Annotated in this window: 24 protein-coding genes; 12 read left to right on the forward strand and 12 right to left on the reverse strand. The window is 72.5% G+C overall.

Annotation, left to right across the window (positions count from 1 at the left end; all coding sequences use genetic code 11):
• Positions 1-2: 2 nt before the first annotated feature.
• Genes LZ017_RS12385 through LZ017_RS12420 form a run of 8 tightly spaced genes read right to left on the reverse strand, consistent with a single transcriptional unit; the run spans position 3 to position 9,028 of the window.
• Positions 3-896 (reverse strand): sialate O-acetylesterase, encoded by an 894-nt coding sequence (locus LZ017_RS12385; RefSeq protein ID WP_241397131.1) that lies wholly within the window; start codon positions 894-896, stop codon positions 3-5.
• On the reverse strand, positions 893-1,927 hold the full coding sequence (locus LZ017_RS12390) for an acyltransferase (RefSeq protein WP_241397132.1): 1,035 nt from the start codon (positions 1,925-1,927) through the stop codon (positions 893-895). The genes LZ017_RS12385 and LZ017_RS12390 overlap by 4 nt, the downstream gene beginning before the upstream one ends.
• Entirely contained in the window at positions 1,924-5,187 is a 3,264-nt protein-coding gene (locus tag LZ017_RS12395; protein ID WP_241397133.1) for a VanZ family protein, read from the reverse strand. Before LZ017_RS12395 ends, LZ017_RS12390 begins: the two co-directional genes overlap by 4 nt.
• Entirely contained in the window at positions 5,184-6,287 is a 1,104-nt protein-coding gene (locus LZ017_RS12400; RefSeq protein ID WP_241397134.1) for a GNAT family N-acetyltransferase, read from the reverse strand. The genes LZ017_RS12395 and LZ017_RS12400 overlap by 4 nt, the downstream gene beginning before the upstream one ends.
• Positions 6,284-6,970 carry a hypothetical protein gene (locus LZ017_RS12405; protein ID WP_241397135.1) on the reverse strand — a complete coding sequence of 229 codons (687 nt, stop codon included), beginning with the start codon at positions 6,968-6,970 and terminating at the stop codon, positions 6,284-6,286. Before LZ017_RS12405 ends, LZ017_RS12400 begins: the two co-directional genes overlap by 4 nt.
• A complete protein-coding gene (locus tag LZ017_RS12410) occupies positions 6,967-7,878 on the reverse strand; it encodes a hydrolase 1, exosortase A system-associated (protein ID WP_241397136.1) in 912 nt (303 codons plus the stop codon). The genes LZ017_RS12405 and LZ017_RS12410 overlap by 4 nt, the downstream gene beginning before the upstream one ends.
• Positions 7,875-8,762 carry a hydrolase 2, exosortase A system-associated gene (locus LZ017_RS12415; protein ID WP_241397137.1) on the reverse strand — a complete coding sequence of 296 codons (888 nt, stop codon included), beginning with the start codon at positions 8,760-8,762 and terminating at the stop codon, positions 7,875-7,877. Before LZ017_RS12415 ends, LZ017_RS12410 begins: the two co-directional genes overlap by 4 nt.
• 14 nt (positions 8,763-8,776) lie before the next feature.
• Complete coding sequence (locus LZ017_RS12420; protein WP_241397138.1) at positions 8,777-9,028, reverse strand: acyl carrier protein; 252 nt, start codon at positions 9,026-9,028, stop codon at positions 8,777-8,779.
• A 223-nt stretch (positions 9,029-9,251) separates the two neighbouring features.
• Here LZ017_RS12420 and LZ017_RS12425 point away from each other — a divergent pair, with 223 nt between their 5' ends.
• Genes LZ017_RS12425 through LZ017_RS12475 form a run of 11 tightly spaced genes read left to right on the forward strand, consistent with a single transcriptional unit; the run spans position 9,252 to position 20,523 of the window.
• A complete protein-coding gene (locus LZ017_RS12425; RefSeq protein ID WP_241397139.1) occupies positions 9,252-10,883 on the forward strand; it encodes an acyl-CoA ligase (AMP-forming), exosortase A system-associated in 1,632 nt (543 codons plus the stop codon).
• Positions 10,884-10,889: 6 nt separating this feature from the next.
• Positions 10,890-12,134 carry a pyridoxal-dependent decarboxylase, exosortase A system-associated gene (locus LZ017_RS12430; RefSeq protein WP_241397140.1) on the forward strand — a complete coding sequence of 415 codons (1,245 nt, stop codon included), beginning with the start codon at positions 10,890-10,892 and terminating at the stop codon, positions 12,132-12,134.
• Entirely contained in the window at positions 12,131-13,120 is a 990-nt protein-coding gene (locus LZ017_RS12435; RefSeq protein ID WP_241397141.1) for a glycosyltransferase family 2 protein, read from the forward strand. Before LZ017_RS12430 ends, LZ017_RS12435 begins: the two co-directional genes overlap by 4 nt.
• A 2-nt stretch (positions 13,121-13,122) precedes the next feature.
• Positions 13,123-13,875: a methyltransferase domain-containing protein gene (locus LZ017_RS12440; RefSeq protein ID WP_241397142.1), complete on the forward strand. Its 753-nt coding sequence runs from the start codon at positions 13,123-13,125 to the stop codon at positions 13,873-13,875.
• Entirely contained in the window at positions 13,872-15,539 is a 1,668-nt protein-coding gene (locus LZ017_RS12445; protein WP_241397143.1) for an HAD-IA family hydrolase, read from the forward strand. Before LZ017_RS12440 ends, LZ017_RS12445 begins: the two co-directional genes overlap by 4 nt.
• A complete protein-coding gene (locus tag LZ017_RS12450; protein WP_241397144.1) occupies positions 15,536-16,138 on the forward strand; it encodes an acyltransferase in 603 nt (200 codons plus the stop codon). The genes LZ017_RS12445 and LZ017_RS12450 overlap by 4 nt, the downstream gene beginning before the upstream one ends.
• 28 nt (positions 16,139-16,166) lie before the next feature.
• On the forward strand, positions 16,167-16,892 hold the full coding sequence (locus LZ017_RS12455) for a WbqC family protein (RefSeq protein ID WP_241397145.1): 726 nt from the start codon (positions 16,167-16,169) through the stop codon (positions 16,890-16,892).
• Positions 16,889-17,299, forward strand: a complete 411-nt coding sequence (locus LZ017_RS12460; RefSeq protein ID WP_241397146.1) for a GtrA family protein — start codon at positions 16,889-16,891, stop codon at positions 17,297-17,299. The genes LZ017_RS12455 and LZ017_RS12460 overlap by 4 nt, the downstream gene beginning before the upstream one ends.
• A 5-nt stretch (positions 17,300-17,304) precedes the next feature.
• Positions 17,305-17,847: a DapH/DapD/GlmU-related protein gene (locus tag LZ017_RS22110; RefSeq protein WP_277604679.1), complete on the forward strand. Its 543-nt coding sequence runs from the start codon at positions 17,305-17,307 to the stop codon at positions 17,845-17,847.
• A complete protein-coding gene (rffA, locus tag LZ017_RS12470) occupies positions 17,828-18,961 on the forward strand; it encodes a dTDP-4-amino-4,6-dideoxygalactose transaminase (protein ID WP_241397147.1) in 1,134 nt (377 codons plus the stop codon). The genes LZ017_RS22110 and rffA overlap by 20 nt, the downstream gene beginning before the upstream one ends.
• Positions 18,958-20,523 carry a glycosyltransferase family 39 protein gene (locus LZ017_RS12475; protein ID WP_241397148.1) on the forward strand — a complete coding sequence of 522 codons (1,566 nt, stop codon included), beginning with the start codon at positions 18,958-18,960 and terminating at the stop codon, positions 20,521-20,523. The genes rffA and LZ017_RS12475 overlap by 4 nt, the downstream gene beginning before the upstream one ends.
• A 25-nt stretch (positions 20,524-20,548) precedes the next feature.
• On the opposite strand, the gene LZ017_RS12480 is transcribed toward LZ017_RS12475, so the two are convergent.
• A complete protein-coding gene (locus LZ017_RS12480) occupies positions 20,549-21,187 on the reverse strand; it encodes a TetR/AcrR family transcriptional regulator (protein WP_241397149.1) in 639 nt (212 codons plus the stop codon).
• A gap of 112 nt (positions 21,188-21,299) precedes the next feature.
• On the opposite strand from LZ017_RS12480, the gene LZ017_RS12485 reads away from it, so the two are divergent.
• Positions 21,300-22,496: a TCR/Tet family MFS transporter gene (locus tag LZ017_RS12485; protein ID WP_241397150.1), complete on the forward strand. Its 1,197-nt coding sequence runs from the start codon at positions 21,300-21,302 to the stop codon at positions 22,494-22,496.
• 19 nt (positions 22,497-22,515) lie between these two features.
• Here the strand turns inward: LZ017_RS12485 and LZ017_RS12490 are convergent, their stop codons facing one another.
• The 3 genes from LZ017_RS12490 to LZ017_RS12500 form a co-directional block, all read right to left on the reverse strand.
• The gene (locus LZ017_RS12490) at positions 22,516-22,845 is read right to left on the reverse strand and encodes a putative quinol monooxygenase (protein ID WP_241397151.1); all 330 of its coding nucleotides are present in this window, start codon (positions 22,843-22,845) and stop codon (positions 22,516-22,518) included.
• Between the two features lie 43 nt (positions 22,846-22,888).
• Entirely contained in the window at positions 22,889-23,692 is an 804-nt protein-coding gene (locus LZ017_RS12495; RefSeq protein ID WP_241397152.1) for a helix-turn-helix domain-containing protein, read from the reverse strand.
• Between the two features lie 123 nt (positions 23,693-23,815).
• A complete protein-coding gene (locus LZ017_RS12500; protein WP_241397153.1) occupies positions 23,816-25,096 on the reverse strand; it encodes a hypothetical protein in 1,281 nt (426 codons plus the stop codon).
• Positions 25,097-25,232 lie beyond the last annotated feature (136 nt).

Below are 25,232 nucleotides of genomic sequence, written 5' to 3' on the forward strand. Positions count from 1 at the left end.
GCTCAGCGGGCCAATGCCGCGAGCACCGCGTCGCGCCAGGCCGAGGCCACCGGCGCCAGCGCCTGGCGACCCCAGTGGCAGCCGTCGTGGCGCCAGGCCAGCGGCACCCGCGCGTCGGTGTCCGGGCCGGCCGGCCAGCGCCGCGGCGCCTCGCGCTGCAGCTGGGCCAGCGCCTGCTGCAGGCCGGCGTCGGGCGCGCTGCGGCAGACCGTGGAGCGCGCCGCCAGGCGCGGCGCGTCGACGCCCAGCCGCGCCAGCTGGGCGTCCAGCTCACGCAGCCGCGCCAGGTAGAGCGCCGGCGGCGTGCCCTGGCGCGCATCGGCCTCACCCTGCTGCCACAACACCAGGTCGGGCCGCAGGCCCAAGCGGTGCAGCAGCGCGGCCTGCTCGGCCAGCGCGCTGCGCAGCGGGCTGCCGGCACGCGTCCAGTCCTCCACGCGCGTGGCGTCCACGGCCAGGATGGACAGGCGCACCGGCCGCCCCAGCGCGGCCTCCAGCTGCTGCGCGAGCAGGGGCCAGGGGCTGCTGCCTCGCCCGGTGGCGCCGGGCAGCGGGTCGGCGCCGCGCTGGCAGCCGTCGGCGGGCCCGACGGTCACCGCCTGCGGCCCACCGGCCACGGGCTCGCCATGGTTGCCCGCGTTGGACTGGCCCAGCACCAGCAGCACCAAAGGCGCCGGGGCCCCGGCCTCCCGGCAGGGCAGCGTCGGCCCCCGCGCGGGCATGCGCTGTGCGAGGCGCTCGCGCAGGCTGCGGTCCAGCCGATGGTCGTCCCAGGCCTGGCGCGCGCGCGGTAGCGCGCTGGCCAGCGCGGCCAGCGACGCGGCCAGCACCAGCAGCGCAATGGCCAGGCGCCAGCGGCCGCCCGTCGGGCGTGCCCTGCGGCGAAGCCCGGTCATGCCCGCGCCGCGGCCAGCCGGCCCTGGTAGCGCTGGCGCAGCCAGCGCATCGCCGGCTGTTCCACCCAGCGCGTCACCGCATGGGCCAGCGCCAGCACGCCGGCCAGCGTCAGCGCCCAGGCCAGATCGGCGTGCAGGCCCAGACCCTGCAGCTGGCGCATCACGGCCCAGCCGATGTTCTCGTGCAGCAGGTACAGCGGGTAGGAGATGGTGCCCAGCCACACCAGCACCGGGTGGCGCAGCGGCGCCAGCCGGCCGCTCGCGGCCAACCAGACGGTCAGCGCCAGGCTCGCCGCCAGCAGGGCCAGCCAGGGCGAGTCCTCGACCGCCAGCGAGGCCAGCGCCGCCAGCGCCAGCGGCAGCGCGCGCCGGCGCTGCGCGGCGGCGCGCGCCGGCAGGCCCAGGTAAACCGCGATGCCCAGCGTGAACCAGGGGATGTAGGGCAGGATCAGCAGCCGCGACAGGGTCCACGAGAAGTCCACGCCCAGCAGCCTGGGCGCGAGGAACCAGGCCAGGCGCGCCGCCAGCAGCCCCGCCAGCGCCCAGTGCAGCCGGCCCAGCCAGCCGATGCGGTACAGCGACCACATGCCGACATAAAACAGCAACTCCACCTCCAGCGTCCAGTAGACGCCGTCCACATGGGGCACGCGCACCAGCCCGTGCAGCATGCTCATGTTGATCAACGCATCGGTGACGCCCACCGTCTTGCCGGGCAGGCCCAGCAGATGCGTGACCGCGAAGGTCAGCCACAGGCACAGCCAGTAGGCCGGGAAGAGCCGGCTGAAGCGCGAGACGACGAAGTCCATGGGCTGGCGCACCCGCTCCAGCGTCATGAAGATCACGAAGCCGCTGATGATGAAGAACAGGTTCACGCCATAGTGGCCCCAGGGCACGCGCAGGCTGGGCGACGCGAGCTCCGGGTAGAGCTCCAGCATGCGCGTGCTGAAGTGAAAGAGCACGACGACCAGCGCGGCGATGCCGCGCAGCGCGTCGACCTCCTGCAGCCGGGGCTTGGCCGGGTCTGAACTCATGGTCGGGAGGGGGCTGCGCCGCGCAGGCTGGCGGCCAGACCGCACAGCATGAGCAGCAGGAAGAGGAAGCGCGGGCTGTCGACCAGGGTGTCGAACAAGCCCAGCGCGAGGACGGCCACCAGCGCGGCCAGCAGCGCCGCGGCGCCGGGCACGCGCTGGCGCGCGGCCCGGGCGGCGCGCACCAGCGCCAGCAGGCCCAGCGCCGCGAAGGCCGCCGCGCCCAGCACGCCGGTCTCCAGCAGCAGGGTCACCGGCAGGCTCTTGGCATGCCACAGCAGGTGGTGGTCCGACGAGAAGAACCAGCGGTCCAGGCCCTGCTGGAAGTCGCCATTGCGCAGCAGCGGCCGGCCGGACTCGCTGTCCAGCGACAGCGTGGCCAGGTCCAGCAGCGTGCCGGGGGCCGGCGTGCTCAGCGCGAGCTTGTGCGGCGCGCGCTGCCACCAGGGTGGCGCCGGCCCGCTGTCGGCGGCGAAGCTGAGGCTGAGCTTCTGCCACTGGCCCGGCGGCGCGTCCAGCCGCGCCTGGGCCTCGCGGCAGCGCAGCGAGCTGATCAGCCACTTCTCGCAGACCGAGGCGCGCAGCACCGTGCCGGGACGATCGCTGCGTGCCTGCAGCGTCAGGCGCAGCGCCTCGCCGGGCCGCGGCGCGATGGCCTGCTCGAGGTAGAGGGTCTGGCCGCCGGCCAGGCGCAGCGCGGGCCAGCCCTGCATGTCGATCAGCGCGAAGCTGCCGCTGCGCTGCTGCGGCGTGGCGGCCCAGAAATTCGCGGCCGGGAAGCGCCCCAGGCCCAGCCCGGTCAGCCAGGCGCCGGCGTCGCCGCCCAGCAGGTCCAGCGCGGCCTGGCGGTGCTCGGCGCGCGTCTGCGCGTCGCTCTCCACGTTGGACAGGCGCTGCTGCGCGAACTCGCCGCGCCAGACCGGCAGCAGCAGCGCCGCCAGCATCGCCGCCGCGGCCAGCGCGCGCAGCAGCACCGGTCGGCCGCTGGCCGACGGCGCCGCGGGGGCCATGGACGCCGGCCACAGGCTGGCCGCCAGCAGCACCAGCATGCCCAGGCCCATGGCCGCCAGCCCGGCGCGCGAATAGGTCACGGCCAGCCCATAGCCGCCGGCCAGCAGCAGCAGCAGGCACAGCGCGCGCAGCAGCCGCGAGCGGGCCTGCAGCGCGAGGTCGGCGGCGAAGAGCAGCGCCACCACCAGGCTGCATTCGATGTAGGCGCCGCCCACGTGCATGGCCGAAACCAGGCCAGTGACGCGGTACTCGCCGCCCAGCTGCGCGACGCCGCCGAACAGCGCGCGCTCCCAGACCAGCACCGGCAGCGTCAGCGCCAGGCCCAGCAGCGCGCCGCCGGCCCAGTCGCGCGCGGGCGCCTGGCCCGCCGCCTGCCAGCGCGCCAGCAGCGGCCACCACAAGAGGGCCCACAGCGCGCCCTTGCCGATGCGCAGCGCGTTGTAGGGGCTCAGATAGCTGTTCCAGCTGTTGGCGTCCGGCGTGCTCCAGGGCCACAGCGCGACGGCGCAGGACAGCCCCAGCGCCAGCACCAGCGCGGCGGCGCAGGCGCGCCAGGCACGGTCGGGGCGTGCCGGGGCCGGCGCGCGCCACCAGGCCACCGCCAGCAACGTGGCCATCAGCAGGTCGTATTCGTCCAGGAACCAGCGGCCGCTCCAGGGCGCGAGGTCCAGCACCGGCAGCGCCGCCGCCGCCGCGCCCAGCGCCAGCAGCGGGCGCCACGCGGCGGCCCAGGCGCACAGCAACAGCAGCAGGCCCAGCAGCACGGGCTGCAGTGGGAACTGCGCCAGCCCCCACAGCGCGAACAGCGCCAGCGCGAGCGCCAGCAGGCGCGCGCCCGGTCCGGCGCCAGGCACCGCCGCGGCGGCATGCCGACGGTGGCGGTGGCGCTGAGGCGCCGCGGGGTTGGCGGCCGCCGCGGCCGCAGCAGAAGGTGGCGGCGTGCCGTCGTCGGGCCGCTCGATCAGCGCCTCCAGCTGGCGCAGCAGCGCCAGCAGCACGGCGGCGCTGACGGCCGCGATCCACAGATTGCTGGGGTCCGGATGGGTGGGCGCGAGCAGCAGCCGGCCGCTCTCCATCACCAGGCTCAGCAGCGCGGCGGTGATCGCGCAACGCGCGCCCGACCAGCGCGCCGCCCAGCCGTAGAGGGCCAGCGGCGCGAAGAAGATGCAGGTGCTGGCCAGGCTGTACAGCGCCTGCATCTCGGTCGTGTAGTAGTGGTAGTACAGCGGCAGCCAGCGCAGCTCGGCGAGCTGCTGCTGCGCGTGATCCAGCCCTTGCCAGCCATGGCCCAGCCAGCGGTGCGCCAGCATCAGCGCGCCGGCATAGGGCAGGGCCAGCGCCCAGCGCCAGCGCAACAGCAGCGCGCGCAGGCGCGCCGGCGTCCACTCGGCGCGGCGCTGCCACAGCCAGGCGCCGGCGCCCATGCCCAGCGCGCGCGTCAGCACCGACAGGCCCTGGCTGACGCCCGAGGCCATGAACAGCTGCGCGCCCTCGATGAACAGGCCCAGCAGCGCGCCCTGGCGCATGGCCGCGCCCACCGGCAACCCGCCGCGCGTGTGGCGATGGCGCCAGGCCAGCGCCAGGCCCAGCGGCAGGCTCAGCAGGGTCTCCACGCCCAGCCGCAGGCCCTGCACCACCAGGCCCTCGTCGCGATGCACCAGCCACCAGCTCCAACTCGGCGACGCGAGCTTGGCCTGCCATTCGCCAACGCTCAGCAGCAGGTCATAGGGAAAAAGGCTGAGCGCGACAAAGCCCAGCGCATACCCCAGCCCCAGCGCGGCGAACCAGGGGTCGCGGCGCAGCGCCGCGTCGCGCCACAGCTGCAGCAGCCGCGGCCCGTACTGCAGCCCCAGCCCCAGGCCCAGCAGGGTGCCCACGACCTCGGCCAGCGGGTCGTTCAGCGACACGGTGCGGGGCGGGAAGAAGGTCTGGGTGAATTCCACGCCCAGCGCCAGCAGGGTGCCCAAGACCCCGGTGGTCAGCGCCGCCGCCAGCGCCGACGCGCCGCGCGCGCGCAGCAGCAGCGCGCCCAGCAGGCCCAGCGGCACATAGAGCACGCCGTTGGCGATCCAGTCGGCGCGCGATTCGATGCCCAGGTCCAGCAGCTGCGCCTGCGTGAAGCGCGCCCAGGCGGCCTCGAAGCTGGCGTCGCGGTACTCCAGCGGCACCAGCGAACCGTAGACGATGAAAAAGACATAGGCGGCCAGGGCCCAGCCCAGCCGGCGCCGCAGGCGCTGCGGGGCCGCGCTCACGAGCCCGCCTCCGCGCGCGCCGCCCACAGCGGCTTCAGGCGCCGCCACAGCGCCTCCTTCAGCCAGCCCAGCAGCCCGGCCGGGTGGCGCGGGTTGTAGGCCATCCAGCCCCAGCGCTCGCGGCGCTGCTGCATCCAGCGCTTCTTGTAGTCGTCGTCGCCGATCAGGTAGTCCACCTCGGTGACGCCGTCCTCGTCGATGGCCTGCTCGAACAGCCGCGCGGTGAGCGCCACGCCCGGCGCGATGTCTTTGTAGGCCTCGTCATAGGCGAGCTTGTAGATGTCGGCCTTGCGGCCCTGGACCAGCCAGATCTGCGCCGCCACCGGCTGTTCGCCGACCCAGGCCACGCCCATGCGCAGCAGGCCGCGCGCGGCGCTGTGGCGCACCAGCGCGGGGATGAAGTCGGGGTAGGGCTCGGGCTTCTTCCAGCTGCGCGCATAGACCGCCATGTAGGCCTGCAGCGCCGGCTCGGCCGACGCGGGGTCGCGGTGCAGCGTGATGCGCCCACCGGCCGATTCGAAGCGCTTCAGGTTGCGCCGCAGCGCACTGCGGAAGTTGGCGCTGCGCGCCGCCAGGTACTCGGACCAGCGCCCCGCCACCGGTTCGTACCAGTTGCCGAAGCACAGGAAGGGGTAGGGCCGCAGCCCGGCGCACCGCAGCGCCTCGCCCAGGCGCGCATAGCCGGGTGCCTCGCGGTCCAGCGGGGCCAGGCCGATGCGCGCCATCGGCACGCGCCGGCGCAGCGCCGCGAACAGCGCCGCGAGCTCGCCCGTGCCGCAGTCCGCGGCCAGCGCCGGCGCATAGAGATAGGTGTAGTAGTTGCCCAGCGCGCTCCAGCGCGCGCCGCCCTCGTGCAGCAGCGGCAGCACGGCGCGCACCTCGTCGCCGCGCCGCAGCACGGCGAACAGGACCTGGCGCGGGTCGCGCAGCACGGTGGCCAGCAAGACCCGGTACCAGCCCTCGCCGAACTGCGGGCAGCGCTGCTCCGCGGCGGCGAGCAGCGCGCGCACCGCGGCGTCGAACTCGTCGGGGTGGCGCAGCAGCTCCAGCCGGGCGCGCTCGGCGCCGTGCAGGCCGGACGGAGCGACGGCGGCGTTCACGGTCCGTCGTCCGGCAGCGCGAAGTCCAGCACCGGCACCGCGCGCCAGCCCACATGGGGGCGGCGGCCCAGCAGCGCGAACTGCAGCGGCCCCAGGCGCAGGAACAGCGCCCAGCCCAGCCGGCGCGCGCCCAGCCGGCCGTGCGACTTCAGCGAGGCCTCGTTGAACATGGAGATGCGGCTCAGGGTCCAGGCATGGCCCTCGTCGCGCAGCCCCTGCGCGACCGCGCTCCAGAGCCGGCCCATGGTGCGGCCCAGGCGGTAGCGCGGCACGACGTAGACGTCGTAGTCCCAGACGCAGCGCCGCGGCGCGGCGAGCCGGTAGTCGCAGCGGATCTCGTCCTCGAGGTAATGGCCCTTGGCGATCCAGATGTAGCCGGCGAACTCGCCCTTGACCGTGATCACATGGCACTCATGGCCGGCCGCGAAGCGCCGCGCGATGACCTCCGGCGGGCGCGGGAACTCGCGCACCAGCGGGTCCTCCGGGCCGACGCGGCGCACCACCTGCTGCGGGTCGGGGCGCAAGGCCGGGTAGGCCTGCGCGGCCAGCGGCTGCGCGACGAAGCTGTAGGGCACGATGCGGGCATGGCCGCCGCTGAGCTTGCCCATCAGCCGGTGCGCGATGTAGAGCGCCTGGATCGCGCCCTCGCGCAGCCGCGACGAGGCGGGGGCCGCCGCGCTCATCGCGTCGCGCTCCTGCGGGCGAAGGCGTGGTCCAGCCAGTCCACGCAGGCCCGCTCCAGCGCCAGGCTGTCGGCGCGGCGCGAGAAGGTGTGGTCGGCCTCGTCCAGCGCCAGCCGCTGCACGCCGTCGCGCGCCAGCGCGCGCTGCCACAGCGGGTGCGCGCGCGCGCTGTCGTCGAACTCGCGCGCGGTGTAGTCCCGGCCGCTGAGCACCAGCAGCACGGGGCCCGCGAAGCCGGCGGCCGCATGGGCCATGCGCTCCTGGTAGGGCAGGGCGGCCAGCTGCGGGCCGGCGCCGGCGGCCGTGCTGGCGGCCGCGCGGCGGCGCTGGCCCAGCACCTGCATCAGCTTGGCGGCGGCCTCGCGCAGCGCGCCCAGGCCCACGCCGCCGCGCAGCAGCTTGAGCCAGAACGCCTTTTCGCGCAGGCGCTGCAGGTAGTAGTGCCGGACCTGGGTGCTGACCTGGCTGTGCTCGGTGCGCACCCAGGGGTTGAGCAGGCACAGCCCGGCCACGGCATGCTCGGGATGCTGCAGCAGGAAGAGCAGGGCCGCCGACGCGCCGTCGCACAGGCCCCAGAGCACGATGTCCTGCGGGCCGCCGTGGTCGCGCCAGGTCTGCAGCGCCGCGGCGATGTCCTCGCCCTGGGCCTCGAAGCCCCGTGGCTCGCCCTCGCTGTCGCCCATGCCTCGAACGTCGAAGCGCAGGCAGGGATGGCCCGCCGCCGCCAGCGCCCGCGCCAGCTGCACGAACTGGCGGTGGCTGCCGGCGCGGTACTGCGGGCCGCCGACGACGATCAGCACGCCCAGATCCCGGCGCGCGGCGGCGGCCGGCTCGCAGGCGATGGCGGTGAGCGCCTCGCCCTGGCAGACCAGGGGCAGCACGCGCTCGGTCCAGGCGGGCGCCGTCATGCCCAAGCCTCCGCGGCTCGCCCGGCCGTCAGGGTCTGCAGCGTGGCCTCCAGCAGCGCCGGCGCGAGTTCGATCTCGGTGGTTTGCCAGAAGGCCGGGCCGTTCAGCGCGCGCGCCTGCACCGCCAGTCCCTGAGCCTGCCAGGCCTGCAGCGCCATCTGGGTGGCGGGCAGCAGCGCCTCGTCGGGCGTGTCGCCCTGCGCATCGCTCTGCGCGCCCGCCAGCTCCAGCCAAATGACGCGGTCCAGCCGCGCCGGCGGCGGGCTCAGGCGCGCCGCGCCCAGGCCGTGGGCCAGCGCGGGGCTCAGCTCGTAGCCGGCCACCTCGACGCATTCGCCCGCGGCCAGGCGCTGCTTCATCTCGTTCATCAGGCCCTTGCCGGCATGGCCCGACGGCTCGGCGGCCAGCTCGGCGGCCAGGCGCAGGCGCAGGAACTGCTGCAGCAGCAGCGCGCCTTGCGCCGGGGGCTGCCACAGCAGCAGGTTCAGCGGGTCCGGCCCGGCGGCTTCGACGTCGCGGCGGGCCAGGTCGCAGACCAGCAGCGCGCCGGCGCGCAATCCCCACAGCCACAGCGGCGCGCCCGGATGGCGCTGGCGCAGCCAGTCCAGCGCCAGCGCAGCGTCGGCCAGCCAGTCGTCCCAGCCGGCCTCGCCGAACTCGGCGCTGCTGTCGCCGCAGCCCTTCAAATCGATCTGCAGGCAGGCGAGGCCGCGCCCGGCCAGCGCGCGGGCGGTCAGCGCCGCCATGCGGCGCGACTTGTTCATTTCTTCGGCCAGCGGGTGCAGGTAGAGCACCGCGCCCGTCACCGGCCCGGCCGGCGCATGGTGGACGCACAGGCGCTGGCCATGGCCATCCGGCGCGGGCAGGAAAAAGGTCTGCGCCATGCCGGATCGCGGGCTCAGCCCGCCAGCTTGCCCTGCACGAAGTCCACCAGGGAGCCCAGCGTGGCGAAGGTGGCGCCGTCGATCTCGTCGTCGTCCACCACCACGCCGAAGCGCTCCTCCAGCCCCGTGATCAGGCTCACCACCGCCATCGAGTCCAGCTCGGGAATGGCGCCCAGCAGGGGGGTGTCGCGGTCGAAGGCGGCGCTGCGCCCGTCCAGGCTCAGCACCTCATCCAGCAATTCGCGTACTTTCTTCTCGATGTCCATGGTCAGCTACCGCGCGCTGTTGCGCAAACGCGGCATCTTACCCAGAGGCCGCGGACCGGCCGCCGCGCGCTGCCCCCCTCAACCCGAGGGGGCGCCCAGGGGGCCGGGAGAGGGGGTGGCGCGGCCACAATGCGGCCACAATCCCCGGGTTTTCACGGGCGGCGGCTCAAGCCCCGGCCGCCCGTGACGATTCCTCATCCAGCAACCCAACGAGGCCCTCCGCATGCCGCCCACCGCGCGCACGAATTCCGACAGCGTCCTGTTGCACGAACTGGTGCTGCGCTCCGCCGACCGGGACGCCGGCGCGACCGCCCTGGTGCAGGGCAAGGACAGCCTCAGCTACGACGCGCTGGCGCAGCAGCTGCTGGGCTTCGCGTCCGGTCTGGTGGACCTGGGCCTGGCGCGCGGCGAGCGCGTCGCGATCTATCTGGAAAAGCGCGTCGAGACCGTGGTGGCCAGCTTCGGCACGCCGGCGGCCGGCGCGGTCTTCGTGCCACTGAACCCGCTGCTCAAGCCCGAGCAGGTGGGCTATGTGCTGCGCGACTGCGGCGTGCGCGTGCTGGTGACCTCGCCGGAGCGCTACCGTCTGCTCGCCGAGACCCTGCCGGACTGCCCGGCGCTGCGGCATGTGGTGCTGACCAGCGGCGCGGGCGATGCCGCGCCGCTGCCGGGCTGCGCGCTGCACGACTGGGGCGAGCTGCTGCGGGCCCAGCCGCGCGCCGGCCACCGCGTGATCGAGACCGACCTGCTGTCCATCCTCTACACCTCCGGCAGCACCGGCCGGCCCAAGGGCGTGATGCTGTCGCATCGCAACATGGTGGCGGGCGCGAAGAGCGTGGCCAGCTACCTGGGCAACCAGGCGCAGGACCGGCTGCTGGCCGCGCTGCCGCTGTCCTTCGACGCCGGCTTCAGCCAGCTCACCACCGCTTTCCACAGCGGCGCCTCGGTCGTGCTGCTGAACTACCTGATGCCGCGCGATGTGCTCAAGGCCTTGGCCCAGCACGAGATCACCGGGCTGACCGCGGTGCCGCCGCTGTACATCCAGTTGACCGCGCTGGAGTGGCCGGCGTCCATCCAGGGGCATTTGCGCTACTTCGCCAACACCGGCGGCCGCATGCCGCGCGAGACCCTGAACCTGCTGCGCGAGCGCCTGCCGCGCAGCCAGCCCTTCCTGATGTACGGGCTGACCGAGGCCTTCCGCTCCACCTACCTGCCGCCCGCGGAGGTGGACCGCCGGCCCGATTCGATCGGCAAGGCCATCCCGAACGCCGAGATCCTGGTGCTGCGCGAGGACGGCAGCCCCTGCGCGCCCGGCGAACCGGGCGAGCTGGTGCATCGCGGGCCGCTGGTGGGGCAGGGCTACTGGGGCGACCCGGAGAAGACCGCCGAGCGCTACAAGCTGCTGCCGCCGCAGGCGCTGTCGCGGCCCGAGGGGCTGCAGCTGCCCGAGTACGCGGTGTTCTCGGGCGACACGGTGCGCATGGACGAGGAGGGCTTTCTGTACTTCATCGGCCGGCGCGACGAGATGATCAAGACCTCGGGCTACCGCGTCAGCCCGACCGAGGTGGAGGAGATCCTCTACGCCACCCGGCTGGTGGGCGAGTGCGCGGCCTTCGGCGTCGACGACGAGCGCCTGGGCCAGGCCATCCAGGTCATCGCGACGCCGCCCGAGGGCAGCGATGTCCTGGACACCGAGGCCCTGCTGGTGCAGTGCCGCGCGCGCATGCCGGCCTACATGGTGCCCGGCGGCGTGCAGGCCCGCCCGGGCCCGCTGCCGCGCAACCCCAACGGCAAGATCGACCGCAAGCTGCTCGCCACCGAATGGGTGGCGGCGGGCACCACGACGAATCACTGAGACGGTATGAACACTCCCACGGCCAAGACGCCTCCCCAGCATGCCCCGATGGACCAGTTCGCCCGCGACGGCGGCGAGCTGGTGCTGGGCGGCCAGCGCCTGAGCCTGCTCGCCGAGCGGGTGGGCCAGACGCCGTTCTATGCCTATGACCGCGGCCAGATCCGCGCGCGCGTGCAGCAGCTGCGCCAGACGCTGCCGCAAGGCATCGAGCTGCACTACGCGATGAAGGCCAACCCCATGCCCGCGGTGGTGGGGCTGATGGCCGGCCTGGTGGATGGCATCGATGTGGCTTCGGCCGGCGAGCTGAAGGTGGCGCTGGACGCCGGCGCCGATCCGCACGAGATCAGCTTCGCCGGCCCCGGCAAGCGCGCGGCCGAGCTGCGCCAGGCCGTGGCCGCGGGCGTGCTGGTCAATGTGGAATCGCTGCGCGAGCTCACGCTGCTGGCCGGCCTGAGCCGCGAGCTGGGGCTGCCCGGCCGGGTCGCGCTGCGCGTCAACCCGGACTTCGAGCTCAAGGGCTCGGGCATGAAGATGGGCGGCGGCCCGAAGCAGTTCGGCATCGACGTCGAGCAGCTGCCGCAGGCCTTCGAGCAGATCCGCGCGTTGGAGCTGCAGTTCGAGGGCTTCCACCTGTTCGCCGGCTCGCAGAACCTGCGCGCCGAGGCGATCTGCGAGGCGCAGCAGAAGTCCTATGAGTTGGCGCTGCGCCTGGCCGGCGAGGCGGGCCTGCCGGTGCGCTTCCTGAACCTGGGTGGCGGCTTCGGCATTCCCTATTTCCCCGGCGAGACGCGGCTGGACCTGGCGCCCATCGCCGACAACCTGGCCGCGCTGCAGCAGCGCGCGCGCGCCGAGATGCCCGAGGCCCGGCTGGTGCTGGAGCTGGGCCGCTACTTCGTCGGCGAGGCCGGCGTCTATGTGACCCGCGTGCTGGACCGCAAGCTGTCGCGCGGCCAGGTCTTCCTGGTCTGCGATGGCGGGCTGAACCACCACCTGTCGGCCTCCGGCAACTTCGGCCAGGTGATCCGCAAGAACTACCCGGTGACCATCGGCAACCGGCTCGACGCGCCGCGCGAGACGCTCAGCGCCGTGGGCCCGCTGTGCACGCCGCTGGACCTGCTGGCCGAGCGCATGGAGCTGCCGGCCGCGCGCGAGGGCGACCTGCTGGTGGTCTTCCAGTCCGGTGCCTACGGCCCCAGTGCCAGCCCGCAGGCCTTCCTGGGCCATGCGCCGGTGGTGGAGGTGCTGGTGTGAGCCCGCTGGCGCCCGAACTCCCGCTGGCCGGCGCCATGGCGGCGCCGGCACCGCGCGCGCCGCGCTACAGCATCGTCTCCACGATGTACCGATCGGCCGCCTTCCTGCCCGACTTCCTGCCGCAGTGCGTGCAGGCGCTGCGCGCGATCGGCTGCGAGGACTACGAAATCGTGCTGGTCAACGATGGCTCGCCGGACGATTCGCTGCAGGTCGCGCTGGCGGCGCGCGCGCAGATCCCGCAGCTGGTGGTGGTGGACCTGTCGCGCAACTTCGGCCATCACGCGGCGATGCAGGCCGGGCTGGCCACCGCGCGCGGCGAGCGCGTCTTCCTGATCGACTGCGACCTGGAGGTGCCGCCCTCGGTGCTGGCCGAGCTGGACGCCAAGCTCAGCGAGACCGGCGCGGACATGGTCTACGGCTACCAGGAGGCGCGCAAGGGCGGGCTGTTCGAGAAGTGGACCGGCGGGCTGTTCTACAAAGGCTTCAACCTGCTCAGCGAGACGCGCATCCCCGAGAACGTCGCGACCGAGCGGGTGATGACGCAGCGCTATGTGCAGGCGCTGCTGCGCCTGGGCGACCGCAACCTCTTCCTCGCCGGCATGATGTCCTGGGCCGGCTACACCCAGATCGGTGTCGTGGTGAAGAAGCGCCAGCGCGAGGGGCGCAGCACCTACACGCTGTCGCGCAAGCTCAGCCTGCTGATCAACGCGGTGGCCTCGTTCTCGGCCCAGCCGCTGATGTGGCTCTTCACCGCGGGGCTCAGCATCACCGGGCTGAGCCTGCTCTACGTGGCCTATCTGGTGCTGCGCAAGTTCCTCTTCGACGACGCGCTGCTGGGCTTCACCTCCATGATGGCGCTGACCGCGCTGAGCCTGGGCGTGACGACGACCGGCCTGGGGCTGATCGGCATCTACCTGGGCAAGGTGTTCAGCCAGGTCCAGGGCCGGCCCACCTACATCGTCCGCGACATCCACGGGCGCGGCTGAGCATGACCTCGCCCACTCCTCTGGATGCGCATGCCCAGGCCTACCAGCCGGGCTTCGCGTACTACGAGGAGAACCTGATCGTGCACCGCGCCTATGGCGAGCAGATCGCCGCGGTGATCCGCGCGCAGGGCCTGCGCAGCGTGCTGAGCCTGGGCATTGGCCACCAGGCGGTGGCACAGGCCATCCTGCCCACGCTGGGGCCGCAGGGCCTGCGGCGCTACACGCTGGTGGACGCGGCGCCGGCCATCCTGCAGCGCTTTCGTGACGAGCACCAGCCGCTGCCGCCGGGGCTGGAGCTGGTGGAGGCCTTCTTCGAGCAGTTCAGCCCGGCCCAGCCCTATGACCTGGTCGAGGCGGGCTTCGTGCTGGAGCATGTGGACGACCCCGAGCTGCTGCTGCGGCGCATCCACGGTTTTCTGCGGCCCGGCGGGCGGGTCTTCATCGCGGTGCCCAATGCGCGTTCGCTGCACCGCCTGATCGGCCAGGCCGCGGGGCTGCTGGACGACGTCTACGCGCTCAGCGATGCCGACCGCGCGCTGGGCCACCAGCGCTACTACGACCTGCCGCTGCTGCGCGCCCAGGTCGAGGCGGCCGGCCTGCGCGTCGAGCGCGAGCAGGGGCTGCTGCTCAAACCCTTCACGACGGGGCAGCTGGCGCGGCTGGGGCTGTCGCCCCAGGTCTGGGCGGCGTTGCAGCAGGTGGCGGACCCGCTGCCGGCGGTCTCCAACGCCTTCCTGCTGGAGGCCTCGCGTTGAAGGCGCGCAGCCTGCTGCTGCTGTGCGCCGGTGGCTACCAGGGGCTGGCGCTGATCCAGGGCCTGCAGACGCTGCCGGGCCTGCGCCTGATCGTCGCCGATGCCTGGGCCGACAACGTCACCCGCCATCTGGCCGATCTCTATGTGGTGGCGCCACCGCTGAGCGAGCGCGAGGCCTTCGAGGACTTTCTGCTGCGGCTGTGCCGGGAGCAGGGCGTCGAGCTGCTGATGGCGGCCACCGGCCACGAGCTGGAGACGGTGGAGCGGCTGCGCGGCGAGCTGCGGGCGCTGGGCGTCACGGTGCTGGTCTCGTCCGGACGGGCGCTGCGGCTGGGACGCGACAAGCTGGACTTCTACCGCTGGCTGGCCGACGAGGGCCATCCGGCGCTGCCCTTCTACGAGCACCCCGAGGCCGAGGGCGCGCCACCGTGGCTGATCGGCAAGGGGCGCGCCACCTGGGGCGGCCGCGAGCTGCTGCGCCACCGGCGCGGGCAGGACCGCGTCGAGACGCCCGAGGCCTATGTCTGGCAGCCGCTGCTGCAGGACTTCGAGGAGTTCTCGGTGGACGTCGCGGTGCGGCCCGACGGCGCCGTCTCGCCGCTGGCGCTGCGCCGCCGGCTGCGCACCGTGGGCGGCTACGCGGTGGTCTGCGAGCCGGGCGCGCCGGCCGAGGTCGAGGCCGCCGCGCGCGCGGTGGTCCAGGGGCTGGCGGTGGAGGGAGCCTGCGGCCCGCTGAACCTGCAGCTGCTGCGCTGGGAGGGCGGCGTCGCGGTCACCGACTTCAACCCGCGCGTGGGCACCTCGATGGCGCTGAGCGTCTGCGCCGGGCTGAACCCGCTGGAGTTCCTGCTCGCGCCGCCGCGGCCCGAGGCACCGCCCGCCCGCCCGGCCGCGCCGCTGTGGCGCAGCACCCAGCTGTTCCGCCAGCAGGCGGTGCCGCGGCTGGCGCTGGACGGGGTGCGCGGCGTGGTGCTGGACCTGGACGACACGCTGCTGGACCAGAAGGCCTGGATGCTGGACAAGCTGCGCCTGTGCTGGGCCGCGCTGGCGGACCGCCTGCCGCCGCAGCCGCAGTTCCTTGCCGACGGCTGGGCGCTCATCGAGGAGGGCCAGCGCGCCGACCTGTTCGACCGCCTCTGCGCCCGCCACGGCTGGGACGCGGCGCTGCGCGACGCGCTGATCGAGGCCTACCGCGCGGCGCTGCCGGCGCAGGCCGTCCTCTATCCCGAGGTGCTCGGCGTGCTGGAGCAGCTGCGCCGCGCCGGCTACCGGCTCGCGCTGCTGACCGACAACCCGGCCGCCTCGCAGCGCCAGAAGCTGCGGGTCAGCGGGCTGCCCGCGCTGCTGGACGCCGTGCTGCTGACGGCCGAGCTGGGCTGCCGCAAGCCGGAGCCGGCCGCCTTCCGCGCCGCCGCCGACGCGCTGGCGCTGCCGCCCGAGGCGCTGGTGATGGTGGGCGACAACCTGCACCGCGACATCCACGGCGCGCTGTGCGCCGGCTACCGCCATGCCTTCCAGCTGACGCGGCCGGGCGCCTTCTTCAATTTCGACCGGCGGCGCTGGCGCGAGCTCCATCCGGAGCACGACGCCTGGACCGCGCTGGACGACCTGCGCGGGCTGCATGCCCATCTGCCCGCCGCCACCCCCGACAAGGAGACACGATGAGCGATCCCCGCTACTACGAGCGCCACGAGCTGGAGGCCATGGGCTTCAAGCACTTGGGGCGGCAGGTGCAGGTCGCGCGCACGGCCCGGCTCTACGTGCCGGAATACATCGCGCTGGGCGACTACAGCATCGTCGACGATTTCTGCATCCTCTCCGGCAATGTGTCGCTGGGGCGCAATGTCCACATCGCCCATGGCTGCCGCGTCATCGGCGGGCGCGAGGGCATCGGCATGGACGACTTCTCGGGGCTGGCCTTCGGCGTCACCGTGTTCGCGCAGTCCGACGACTACGGCGGCGGCGCGCTGACCAACCCCACCGTGCCGATGGAATACCGCAAGATCACCCGCGCCCGCGTCGAACTGGGCCGCCATGTGATCGTCGGCACGCAGTCGGTGGTCTTCCCCGGCGTGATCATGGGCGAGGGCTCGTCGGTGGGCTCCTGCAGCATGGTGACCAAGTCCACCGAGCCCTGGGGCGTCTATTTCGGCGTGCCGGCGCGGCGCATCCGCGGCCGCAAGAAAGACATGCTGGAGCTGGAGGCGCGCTATCTGCAGGCCGACGCCCAGGCGCGCGCGGCGCGGACGGACGCGGGCGCATGAGCGCGATCCGCCCAACGAGGAGCAGCCGGTGACCCGGGTCGTCGTTCTCCAGTCCAATTACATCCCGTGGAAGGGCTACTTCGACCTGATCCGGGATGCCGAGCTGTTCTGCTTCTACGACGACGTCCAGTTCACCAAGAACGACTGGCGCAACCGCAACCGCATCAAGACCGCCCAGGGCCCGCGCTGGCTCAGCGTGCCGGTGGGCACGGACCTGAACCGCCTGGTCTGCGAGGTGCGCATGAGCGACGCGCGCTGGCAGGCCTCGCACTGGGACAGTCTGCGCCAGGCCTATGGCAAGCAGCCCTTCTTCCGCCATTACCGCGATTTCTTCGAGGAGATCTACCGCGGCCGCGTGTGGGAGAGCCTGTCGGAGCTCAACCAGCACCTGATCCGCCGCATCGCCGGCGAGCTGCTGGGCATCCAGACCCGCTTCGACGACTCGCGCCACTACCGCAGCGAGGGCGTGCGCCTGGAGCGGCTGATGGGGCTGCTGCAGCAGCTGGGCTGCAGTCACTACATCTCCGGCCCGGCGGCCAAGGACTACATCGACCCGGCGGTCTTCGAGCGCGCCGGCATGCGCCTGAGCTGGAAGGACTACAGCGGCTATCCGGTCTACGAGCAGCCTCATCCCCCTTTCGAACACGGCGTCAGCATCCTGGACCTGTTGTTCTGCGTCGGGCCGGACGCGCCGCAGTACATCTGGGGCTGGCGCGAGTCCGCCGCGCCCGCGGCGCCGCAGGAGGCGCCGTGAGCGCGGCCCGCCGGACGCTGCGCCAGCTGCTGCGCTACGGCATCGTGGGCCTGGCGGCAAATGCGCTGGGCTATCTGCTCTACCTGGTGCTGACGGCGATGGGCCTGGCGCCGGTGCTGGCGATGTCGCTGCTCTATGCGGTGGGCGTGCTGCAGACCTTTGTCTTCAACAAACGCTGGACCTTCGAGCACGGCGGGCGAGGCGGGCCGGCGTTTAGGCGCTATGTGCTGCTGTACCTGGTGGGCTACGGGCTCAACCTGGCGCTGATGCGGCTGCTGGTGGGCGGGCTGGGCTGGCCGCACCAGGCGGTGATGCTGGGCCTGGTGCTGGGCATGCCGCTGTTCTTCTTCGTCGGACAGAAGTTCTGGGTGTTCGCGCCGGCGCCGCGCGGCGGGGAGGCCTTGTGAGCCCGATGTCGCCCACGCTGAAGCGCCTGCTGTTCGGCGCCTATGCCTATGCGGAAAACCTGCTGCGCCTGCTGCTGGAGCTGCTGCCGCCGCTGCTGCGCCACCCGCTCTACCGCCTGCTGCTGGCGCGGCTGGGGCCGGGCAGCATGATCGACTACCAGTGCTACTTCCGCTACCCGTGGAAGATCAGCATCGGCGCGGCGACCTCGATCAACCGCGGCTGCGAGTTCTACGGCTCGATGATGGATGGCAGCGCGCGCATCCGCGTCGGCGACCATGTCGCGCTGGGGCCGCGCGTGCGCGTGCTCAGCGCCGGGCATGACTACCGCGAGCTGGACCTGCCCGACACCTCGGCCAGCGTCGAGATCGGCAACCATGTCTGGGTCGGCGCGGGCAGCACCATCCTGCCGGGCGTGACCATCGGCGAGGGCGCGGTCGTCGCGGCCGCCAGCGTGGTCACGCGCGACGTCCCCCCCTACACCGTCGTGGCCGGATGCCCGGCCAGGGTCTTGAAGCAAAGGAAACTCCATGGGCACGATCCCCTTTAACAAGCCCTACATGACCGGCAAGGAGCTTTGGTACATCGCCCAGGCCCATGCCAAGGGCCACCTGGCCGGCGATGGCGAGTTCACCAAGCGCTGCGCGCGCTGGCTGGAGGCGCGCACCGGCGCGCGCCGCGCGCTGCTGACCCATTCCTGCACCGGCGCGCTGGAGATGGCCGCGATCCTGGCCGACATCGGCCCAGGCGACGAGGTCATCCTGCCGTCCTACACCTTCGTGTCCACCGCCAACGCCTTCGTGCTGCGCGGCGCGGTGCCGGTGTTCGTCGACATACGACCCGACACGCTCAACATCGACGAGCGCAAGATCGAGGCCGCGATCACGCCGCGGACCAAGGCCATCGTGGTCGTGCACTACGCCGGCGTGTCCTGCGAGATGAACGAGATCATGGACATCGCGCAGCGCCACAACCTGCTGGTCATCGAGGATGCCGCGCAGGCCCTGATGTCCAGCTACAACGGGCGTCCGCTGGGCAGCGTGGGCCACATGGCGGCGCTGTCTTTCCATGAGACCAAGAACATCATCTCGGGCGAGGGCGGGGCGCTGCTGATCAACGACGCGCGCTTCATCGAGCGTGCTGAGATCATCCGCGAGAAGGGCACCAACCGCAGCAAGTTCTTCCGCGGCCAGGTCGACAAATACACCTGGACCGACCTCGGCTCGTCCTACCTGCCCAGCGAGCTGATCTCGGCCTTCCTGCTCGCGCAGACCGAGGAGGCCGACAGCATCACGCAGCGCCGGCTCGCGCTGTGGGACACCTACCACCGCTTCCTGGAACAGGCGGAGCGCGACGGCCTGCTGCGCCGCCCCGTCGTGCCGCAGGACTGCGCCCACAACGCCCACATGTACTACGTGCTGCTGCGCGACCTGGAGCACCGCACCCGCTTCATCGCCGAGATGCGCGAGCGTGGCATCGGCTGCGTCTTCCACTACGTGCCGCTGCACAGCGCGCCCTATGGCGAGCGCGTGGGGCGCAGCGTGGGCGACATGTCGGTGACCGACACGCACAGCGAGCGCCTGGTGCGCCTGCCCATGTGGCTGGGGCTGGAGGAGCACCAGGCCGGCGTGATCCAGCAGATGCTGGACGTGCTGCGCCGATGAGCCGCGCCGCGACCCTGCCGGGCCAGGCTCCCGGCCCGAGCGACGCGCGCCCGGCCTGGCCCTGGGTGCTGGCCGCGCTGGCCTTCGCGGCGCTGGTGCGCTGGGCGGTGCTGGCCGGCTTCATGGGCTCGGACGAGGTGACCTACCTGTCCGGCGCCATGGGCGTGCTCAGCGGCGAATGGCCGCATACCGACTACATCGGCGCGCTGCGCTATGGCGTCAACCTGCCTGTCGCGGCCTTCATGGCGCTGTTCGGTGTGTCGGAGTGGAGCGCGCTGGCCTGGGGCGCCCTGGCCTCGCTGGGCGAGCTGCTGCTGGTCTACCTGATCGCCGCGCGGCTGTGGGGCGCGCGCGTGGGGCTGTGGGCGATGCTGCTGCTGGCGGTGATGCCGGTGCACGCGCACTTCGCGACCCGGCTGATGGCGGACCCGCCGCTGTCGCTGTGCCTGGGTCTGGCGATGTGGTGTCTGCTGCGCGCCGAATCCCCGCAAGGGCGGGCGCTGGACTACCTGGGCGCCGGGCTGGCGCTGGGGGCCTGCTACTGGCTCAAGGATGCCGGGCTCTATGTCGCCGGGCTGATGCTGGTGGGCTACGGGCTGCTGAACCGCCGCTTCCACTGGCGCTGGGCCTGGCTGGTGCTGGGCGTGCTGGCGATGGTGCTTGGCAACATGGCGCTGATGGCCTGGGCCCAGGGCGATCCGCTGCACCTGGTGCACAGCGGGCGCAACAGCGTCGGGCGCATCGTCGAGAGCACCAGCCCCTGGTTCTACCTGAAGGCGCTGTTCGTGGACCTGCGCCACGTGGGCCTGCTGGGCTGGCTGGCGCTGGCGGGGCTGGTGCAGCTGCTGCGCGGCCGCACGGCCGCGGCCACGGACCGCCTGGGCCAGCGCCTGGTGCTGCTGTGGGCGCTGGGTTTCGTGCTCATCCTGTCGGCGCTGCCGATCCGGCAGAACAACTACATTTTGCTGTTCGCCGCGCCGCTGGCCATGCTGGGCGGGCTGTGGCTGGCCAGCCTGGGCCGCGGCCTGGCCTGCGCGCTGTTCGCGCTGGCGGCACTGGTGGGTCTGCTGCTGGCCTCGCTGCAGCAAGCTTCGCTGCATGCCTTCACGGCCAACTCGCGCGCCGCCGTGCAACTGGCCGACGCGCAGCCGCAGCGCCAGATCTACGCGCCCACCGGTGCCTTCCGCGCCGACCAGTACGCGCGCATGCTGGGCCAGGTGAACCCGCAGCGCCCGCCGCTGCGCTCGCTGGAACAGCTGGACCATGACCTGGCCGCCGGCCGCGTCGCGCGCGCCTGGGTGATGCGCGACCCTCAGACCCAGGGCTGGGGCGCGCCGGAAGACGGCCAATGGGGTGGGCGCGAGGCCTGCCTCAATCCGCTGTCGCTGCGCGTGGAGCCGCAGCCGGGCCGCGGGCTTGGACGCCCGGTGGCGCGGGCCTTGCTGGCGCTGTCCGGCCGCCTGCCGGCCTCGGTGGCGGCGCTGGTCCAGCGCCAGCTGGGCGTGCAGCCCTCGCGCTGGTACGAGGTGATCCCGGGCTGCCGGGTGGCGCCGTTGGCCTGACGCGCCTGGCGCAGCGAAGGAGCGCTCAGACGTAGGGTGTGCCCGCCATCGCCGCGCGCAGGCCCTGGCTGCCCTTGTCGACCAGCGCCAGGAAGACGGCCCGGGCTTTCTTCGCGCTGTGGGTCTGGCGGAAGGCGCGGTGCGCCTGGACGAGGGCGGTGGCCCAGGTCGCCAGCAGCAGATTGGCGGCCAGATGGGCGTCGGGATCGTCCGGCTCGCGCCCCACGGTGGCGGCCAGGCCTTGCGCGACCAGTTGCGCGATCTCGTCCCGTATCGCGCGGGCCCGCGCCTTGAGCGCCTCGCTGCGCTCGATCGTCGCGATGAAGCCCTGGCTCTGCTCGGAGAAGCGCAGGTAGGGGCTGTGCTCCGAGGCCAGGCGATGCGCCAGCAGGCGCAGGCATTCGACCGGCGCGACGCCGGGGTCGCGCCGCGCCAGGGTGTCGCGCAACAGCTCGCGGCCTTCTGCGTCGCGGTCGAAGAACAGGTCTTCCTTGCGCGGGAAATGGTTGAACACCGTCATGCGGCCCACATCGGCCGCCTGGGCGATCTCGTCCACCGTCACCTGGTCGAAGCCCCGCTCCAGGAAGAGGCGGGTGGCGATGTTGGAGATGCCCTGGCGCGTGGCCAGGCGCTTGCGGGAGCGGCGGTCGGTGGGCTCGGACATGCCGACATGGTACATTTATGTACTTAGTACATATTTGTACTTGATATTGTTGGACTTGCCCGCGCGCCACCGGCGCGCCGCGCCGCGGGTCCCAGGACCCGGAGCCCCCGCGATGAATCCCGCCCTTGCCGCCATTTTTCTTGCCATCGGCCTCGACGCCGTCGGCATCGGCCTGGTCTTTCCCATCCTGCCCCGCCTGCTGGAGGAGGTGACGCAGGCCGGCAATGTCGCGCCCTACATCGGCGTGATGAGCGCGCTGTACGCGGCGATGCAGTTCGTCTTTTCGCCGGTGCTGGGCGCGCTGAGCGACCGGCTCGGCCGCCGGCCGGTGCTGCTGTTCTCGCTGGCCGGCGCGGCGATCAACTACCTGGTGATGGCCTTCGCGCCGCAGCTCTGGATGCTGCTGCTGGGACGCGCGATCGCCGGGCTGAGCAGCGCCAACATGGCGGTCGCGACGGCCTACATCACGGACGTCTCCGCGCCAGAGCAGCGGGCGCGGCGCTTCGGCCTGTTCAACGCGGTCTTCGGCATGGGCTTCATCGTGGGGCCGGTGCTGGGCGGGCTGCTGGGCGACTTCGGGCTGAGGCTGCCTTTCATCGTCGCGGCGGCGCTGAACCTGGGCAATCTGCTCTTCGCTGCCTGGGCACTGCCGGAGTCGCGCGCACCCGGTGCCGGGCGCATCGACCTCGCGGCGCTCAATCCGCTGCGTCCGCTGCGCTGGGTGTTCTCGATGAAGGGGCTGATGCCGGTGACGCTGGTCTTCTTCGTGTTCAGCGCCATCGGCGAGGTGTACGGCACTTGCTGGGCCCTGTGGGGGCAGGACAGCTTCCATTGGAATGGGCTGTGGGTGGGCCTGTCGCTGGGCGCTTATGGCGTGTGCCAGACGCTGGCGCAGGCGCTGCTGCCGGGCCCGGCGGTGCGGCTGCTGGGGGAGCGCGGCGCCGTGCTCGCGGGCATCGCGGGGGCCTGTGTCGCGCTGGTCGTGATGGCGTTCGCGCGCAGCACCTGGGTGGTGTTCGCGATCATGCCGGTGTTCGCGCTGGCCGGCATCGGCGCGCCGGCCCTGCAGGCGCTGGCGACGCGCCTGGTGGACGAGGACAACCAGGGTCAGTTCCAGGGCGTGCTGGCGTCGGTCGTCAGCCTGGCCTCGGTGCTCGCGCCGTTGGTGTTCTCGTCGCTGTACTTCGTGCTGCGGGCGCAGTGGCCGGGCGCGATCTGGCTTTCGGTGCTGCTCATCTACGCGATCGCGGTGCCGCTGGTGCTGGGGCTGCGCTTCCAGGCGGCCCCAGCCCGGCCACAGCTGGGGTGAGCCGCAGGCGGCCGCGGCTTCAGCGGCGGGTCGTGGCGCGGGCCGGCTCCGGGCGGACGAAGCTGGCCCAGCGCTCGCCGAACAGCAGGCGCGGTGGCTGGGCGAGCAGGGCCGGTAGTTGGTTCAGCAGGGCCTTGGCCGGCGGATGCGCCAGGTGCGCTTCCCAGGCCTGGCGGTCCTGGTAGACCTCGTACAGGAAGAAGCGGTTTGCATCCTCCTCGCAGACCTGGGCGGCATAGGCGTGGATGCCGGGCTCTTCGGCGGCCTTCCGGGTCAGCTCCGTCAGGCACAGGACCAGCGATTCGCGTTGGTCGGGCAGGGCTTGTAGCTCCACCAGCAGGGCAAGCATGGCGTGGACTCCTTCGTGATCAGGGAGACGCCAGTCTGCGCATTCAAGGGCCGGCGGGATTGTAAAAATGCGGCCGGCCCCGCAGCGCGGCCAGCTGACGGGCGGGCGCCTGGCCGAGGCGGCGGCGAAAGTCGTGGATCCAGTGGGCCTGGTCGTAATAGCCGTGGTCCAGCGCCAGGGCCAGCGGCGCCTCGTCGGGCCGCAGCAGGATCTGCTTCATCGTGTGCTGGAAGCGGATCGCGCCGCGTGTCTCGGCCGGTGTCTGGCCGCAATAGCGGCGCCAGCGTTTTTCAAGCTGGCGCCGGCCCATGCCCAGGCCGGACGCGAGGCCGTCTATCGTCTGCCGTCCGCGCTCGCGGTAGAGCCGCGCCATACCCTCGGCCACCAGCGCGTCCTCGGTCCCTACGCCGATCTGCCGGCGCAGGAAGTCGATCAGCAGGGTCAGTCGCGCGTCCCAGCCCGCCGCGTCCCGCACGCGGGCGGCCAGCGTCCGGCCGGCCCGGCCCCAGCCTTCGTCCAGCGGCAGGACCTGGTCCAGCAGCGCCGACGGTGGCGGCGCGAGCAGACGATGCACCTGTCCGATGCGCAGCCGCACGGCGACGAAGCCGACGTCCCGGGCCGCGGCCAGCGGCAGCCGGGCCTGCCTCAGGCACAGCAGATAGGCCGGGGGCAGGGCCGTGCCGTCGTCCAGGCGGAAGGGGGACCCGTGAAGGAGATGAAGCTCGGCGCCCGTGCCAGGCAGCAGCAGGGGCAGGGCCATGGGCTCGGCACCGGAGGCCTGCCATCCCCAGAAGCAGTGGACGTAGGGGGCCAGGTCCTCGGGTGGCGGAGCGAAGTGGACGCGCATGCCCGCCATCATGATGAGGCCAATGGCGCCGGGTCAAGGCGCGAGAAGGGAGGGCGAGGCGGACATGAAAAACGCCGCGTGGCGCGGCGTCTTTGTGGGGCAGCTACGGCGGTCCCGCCCCGCTCAGTTCGGCGAAAGGCGGCCGTTGACGTTGCGGCAACCGTAGTTGGCCGGATAGACCTCATGGGTCTTCAGCCAAGCCTCGTTGCCGAAGCCGGGCAGCTGCACGCGCACGGCGATCTTGATCATGGGGCCGCGGACTTCGATCACCGGACCGCAGAAGGTGTCCGAGCCGAGTTGCAAGGTCTTGCGCCATTCGGCGACGCGCTTGAGTTCGGCCTGGCGGTTGCGCTCGTCGATCTCGGCCTGCTTGCGGTCGGCCTCGGCCTGCGCGCGGGCACGCTCCTTCGCGTTGGCTTCCTCCTGGGCGATCAGCTTGTCCAGGCGCTGCTGCGCCTGGGGGACCAGCTGGTCGAAGTCCACCTTCGCCCAGTTCGTGGGTGACGGCGATCCGTACTGGCTGATGAAGGCCTTCAGGCTCTTCTGCGTGGCGTCGGGCGCGAGCAGCTGCTGCGCCTGCTGGGTGTACCGGCGGTGCCAGGCCTGCTCGGCCTGGCTGGCCGCCCGGTCGGCGCTGTCCGCGCTCAAACGGGACTGGATCCAGGCCGGCACCTGGCGTTCGCCGGACATGGCCAAGTAGTTGACCGCCGCCTTCTCCAGATCGGCCGTGGAGGTCTGCGCCAGGAAGTAGTCGAACACGAAGCGGATCGCGGAGCGCTCGGCCGAGCAGTTGCCGCAGCCTGCCGGGTCGCTTTGCAGGGCGCGCGCCAGCAGCTTGTCGTGGCGGGATTGGACGATGGCGCTGGCCGCGGCCTTGATCGCGTCCGACTCCAGCGCCGCGGCCAGCGCCTCGGTCTTGATCGGCGCTTCGAAGTCCAGGCCACCCAGCATCCTGCGGTTCACGAAGGCGGAGTTGCAGCTGAAGTAGCCGGCCGAGCGCGGGCTGGAGGACTTGTAGAACTCCTTCAGAAAGATCGGGTGGCAGCCGGTGGCCAGCTTGTTGTTGGCGTTGACCTCGCAGCGGGTCTCGGTCGCGCAGGTGTCGCGGGTCTCCAGCGAGAAGACCACCGCGTCGATCACCGCGCCCCCGGCGGGCTGCCGGCCTTGATAGCCCAGGCAAGCGCGCAGCTTTTCGACGCCCTCGTCCTTGAGGCTTTCATCGGAGCCCTGCACGACGGCCCAGCTGCCGCCGGCCTTGCGAATGTAGATGGACTCGCAATACTCGTCGCCCCGGAACACCGAGTTGCCGGGGACGCCTTGAGCGACGGGCTTGATCGTTGGGGCTGCGTGGACGGCTGCGGGGAGCAGGGACAGGGTGACAAGGGCGACGGCCAGGGATCTCATGCGTTGTTCGAGGGGGAAGGCAAGGTCTGTTGCCCAGTGTAGGAAGGATTCCCACCCCGGCCGGAGAGAAGCCGACACGCCCCCATCCCCGGCGCCAAATGGATCACGGTCCGGCAAGACCTGACCCCGCCCGGCC

This window comes from Pelomonas sp. CA6, assembly GCF_022549225.1.
In the GTDB taxonomy this organism is placed as follows: domain Bacteria; phylum Pseudomonadota; class Gammaproteobacteria; order Burkholderiales; family Burkholderiaceae_C; genus Roseateles.

Coding starts and splice junctions, on each gene's coding strand:
- LZ017_RS12425 (WP_241397139.1), top strand. CDS start 9,252: ATGCCGCCCACCGCGCGCACGAATTCCGACAGCGTCCTGTTGCACGAA.
- LZ017_RS12500 (WP_241397153.1), bottom strand. CDS start 25,096: ATGAGATCCCTGGCCGTCGCCCTTGTCACCCTGTCCCTGCTCCCCGCA.
- LZ017_RS12475 (WP_241397148.1), top strand. CDS start 18,958: ATGAGCCGCGCCGCGACCCTGCCGGGCCAGGCTCCCGGCCCGAGCGAC.
- LZ017_RS12490 (WP_241397151.1), bottom strand. CDS start 22,845: ATGCTTGCCCTGCTGGTGGAGCTACAAGCCCTGCCCGACCAACGCGAA.
- LZ017_RS22110 (WP_277604679.1), top strand. CDS start 17,305: ATGTCGCCCACGCTGAAGCGCCTGCTGTTCGGCGCCTATGCCTATGCG.
- LZ017_RS12405 (WP_241397135.1), bottom strand. CDS start 6,970: ATGAGCGCGGCGGCCCCCGCCTCGTCGCGGCTGCGCGAGGGCGCGATC.
- LZ017_RS12485 (WP_241397150.1), top strand. CDS start 21,300: ATGAATCCCGCCCTTGCCGCCATTTTTCTTGCCATCGGCCTCGACGCC.
- LZ017_RS12495 (WP_241397152.1), bottom strand. CDS start 23,692: ATGCGCGTCCACTTCGCTCCGCCACCCGAGGACCTGGCCCCCTACGTC.
- LZ017_RS12440 (WP_241397142.1), top strand. CDS start 13,123: ATGACCTCGCCCACTCCTCTGGATGCGCATGCCCAGGCCTACCAGCCG.
- LZ017_RS12480 (WP_241397149.1), bottom strand. CDS start 21,187: ATGTCCGAGCCCACCGACCGCCGCTCCCGCAAGCGCCTGGCCACGCGC.
- LZ017_RS12430 (WP_241397140.1), top strand. CDS start 10,890: ATGAACACTCCCACGGCCAAGACGCCTCCCCAGCATGCCCCGATGGAC.
- LZ017_RS12390 (WP_241397132.1), bottom strand. CDS start 1,927: ATGAGTTCAGACCCGGCCAAGCCCCGGCTGCAGGAGGTCGACGCGCTG.
- LZ017_RS12415 (WP_241397137.1), bottom strand. CDS start 8,762: ATGGCGCAGACCTTTTTCCTGCCCGCGCCGGATGGCCATGGCCAGCGC.
- rffA (WP_241397147.1), top strand. CDS start 17,828: ATGGGCACGATCCCCTTTAACAAGCCCTACATGACCGGCAAGGAGCTT.
- LZ017_RS12410 (WP_241397136.1), bottom strand. CDS start 7,878: ATGACGGCGCCCGCCTGGACCGAGCGCGTGCTGCCCCTGGTCTGCCAG.
- LZ017_RS12385 (WP_241397131.1), bottom strand. CDS start 896: ATGACCGGGCTTCGCCGCAGGGCACGCCCGACGGGCGGCCGCTGGCGC.
- LZ017_RS12420 (WP_241397138.1), bottom strand. CDS start 9,028: ATGGACATCGAGAAGAAAGTACGCGAATTGCTGGATGAGGTGCTGAGC.
- LZ017_RS12450 (WP_241397144.1), top strand. CDS start 15,536: ATGAGCGATCCCCGCTACTACGAGCGCCACGAGCTGGAGGCCATGGGC.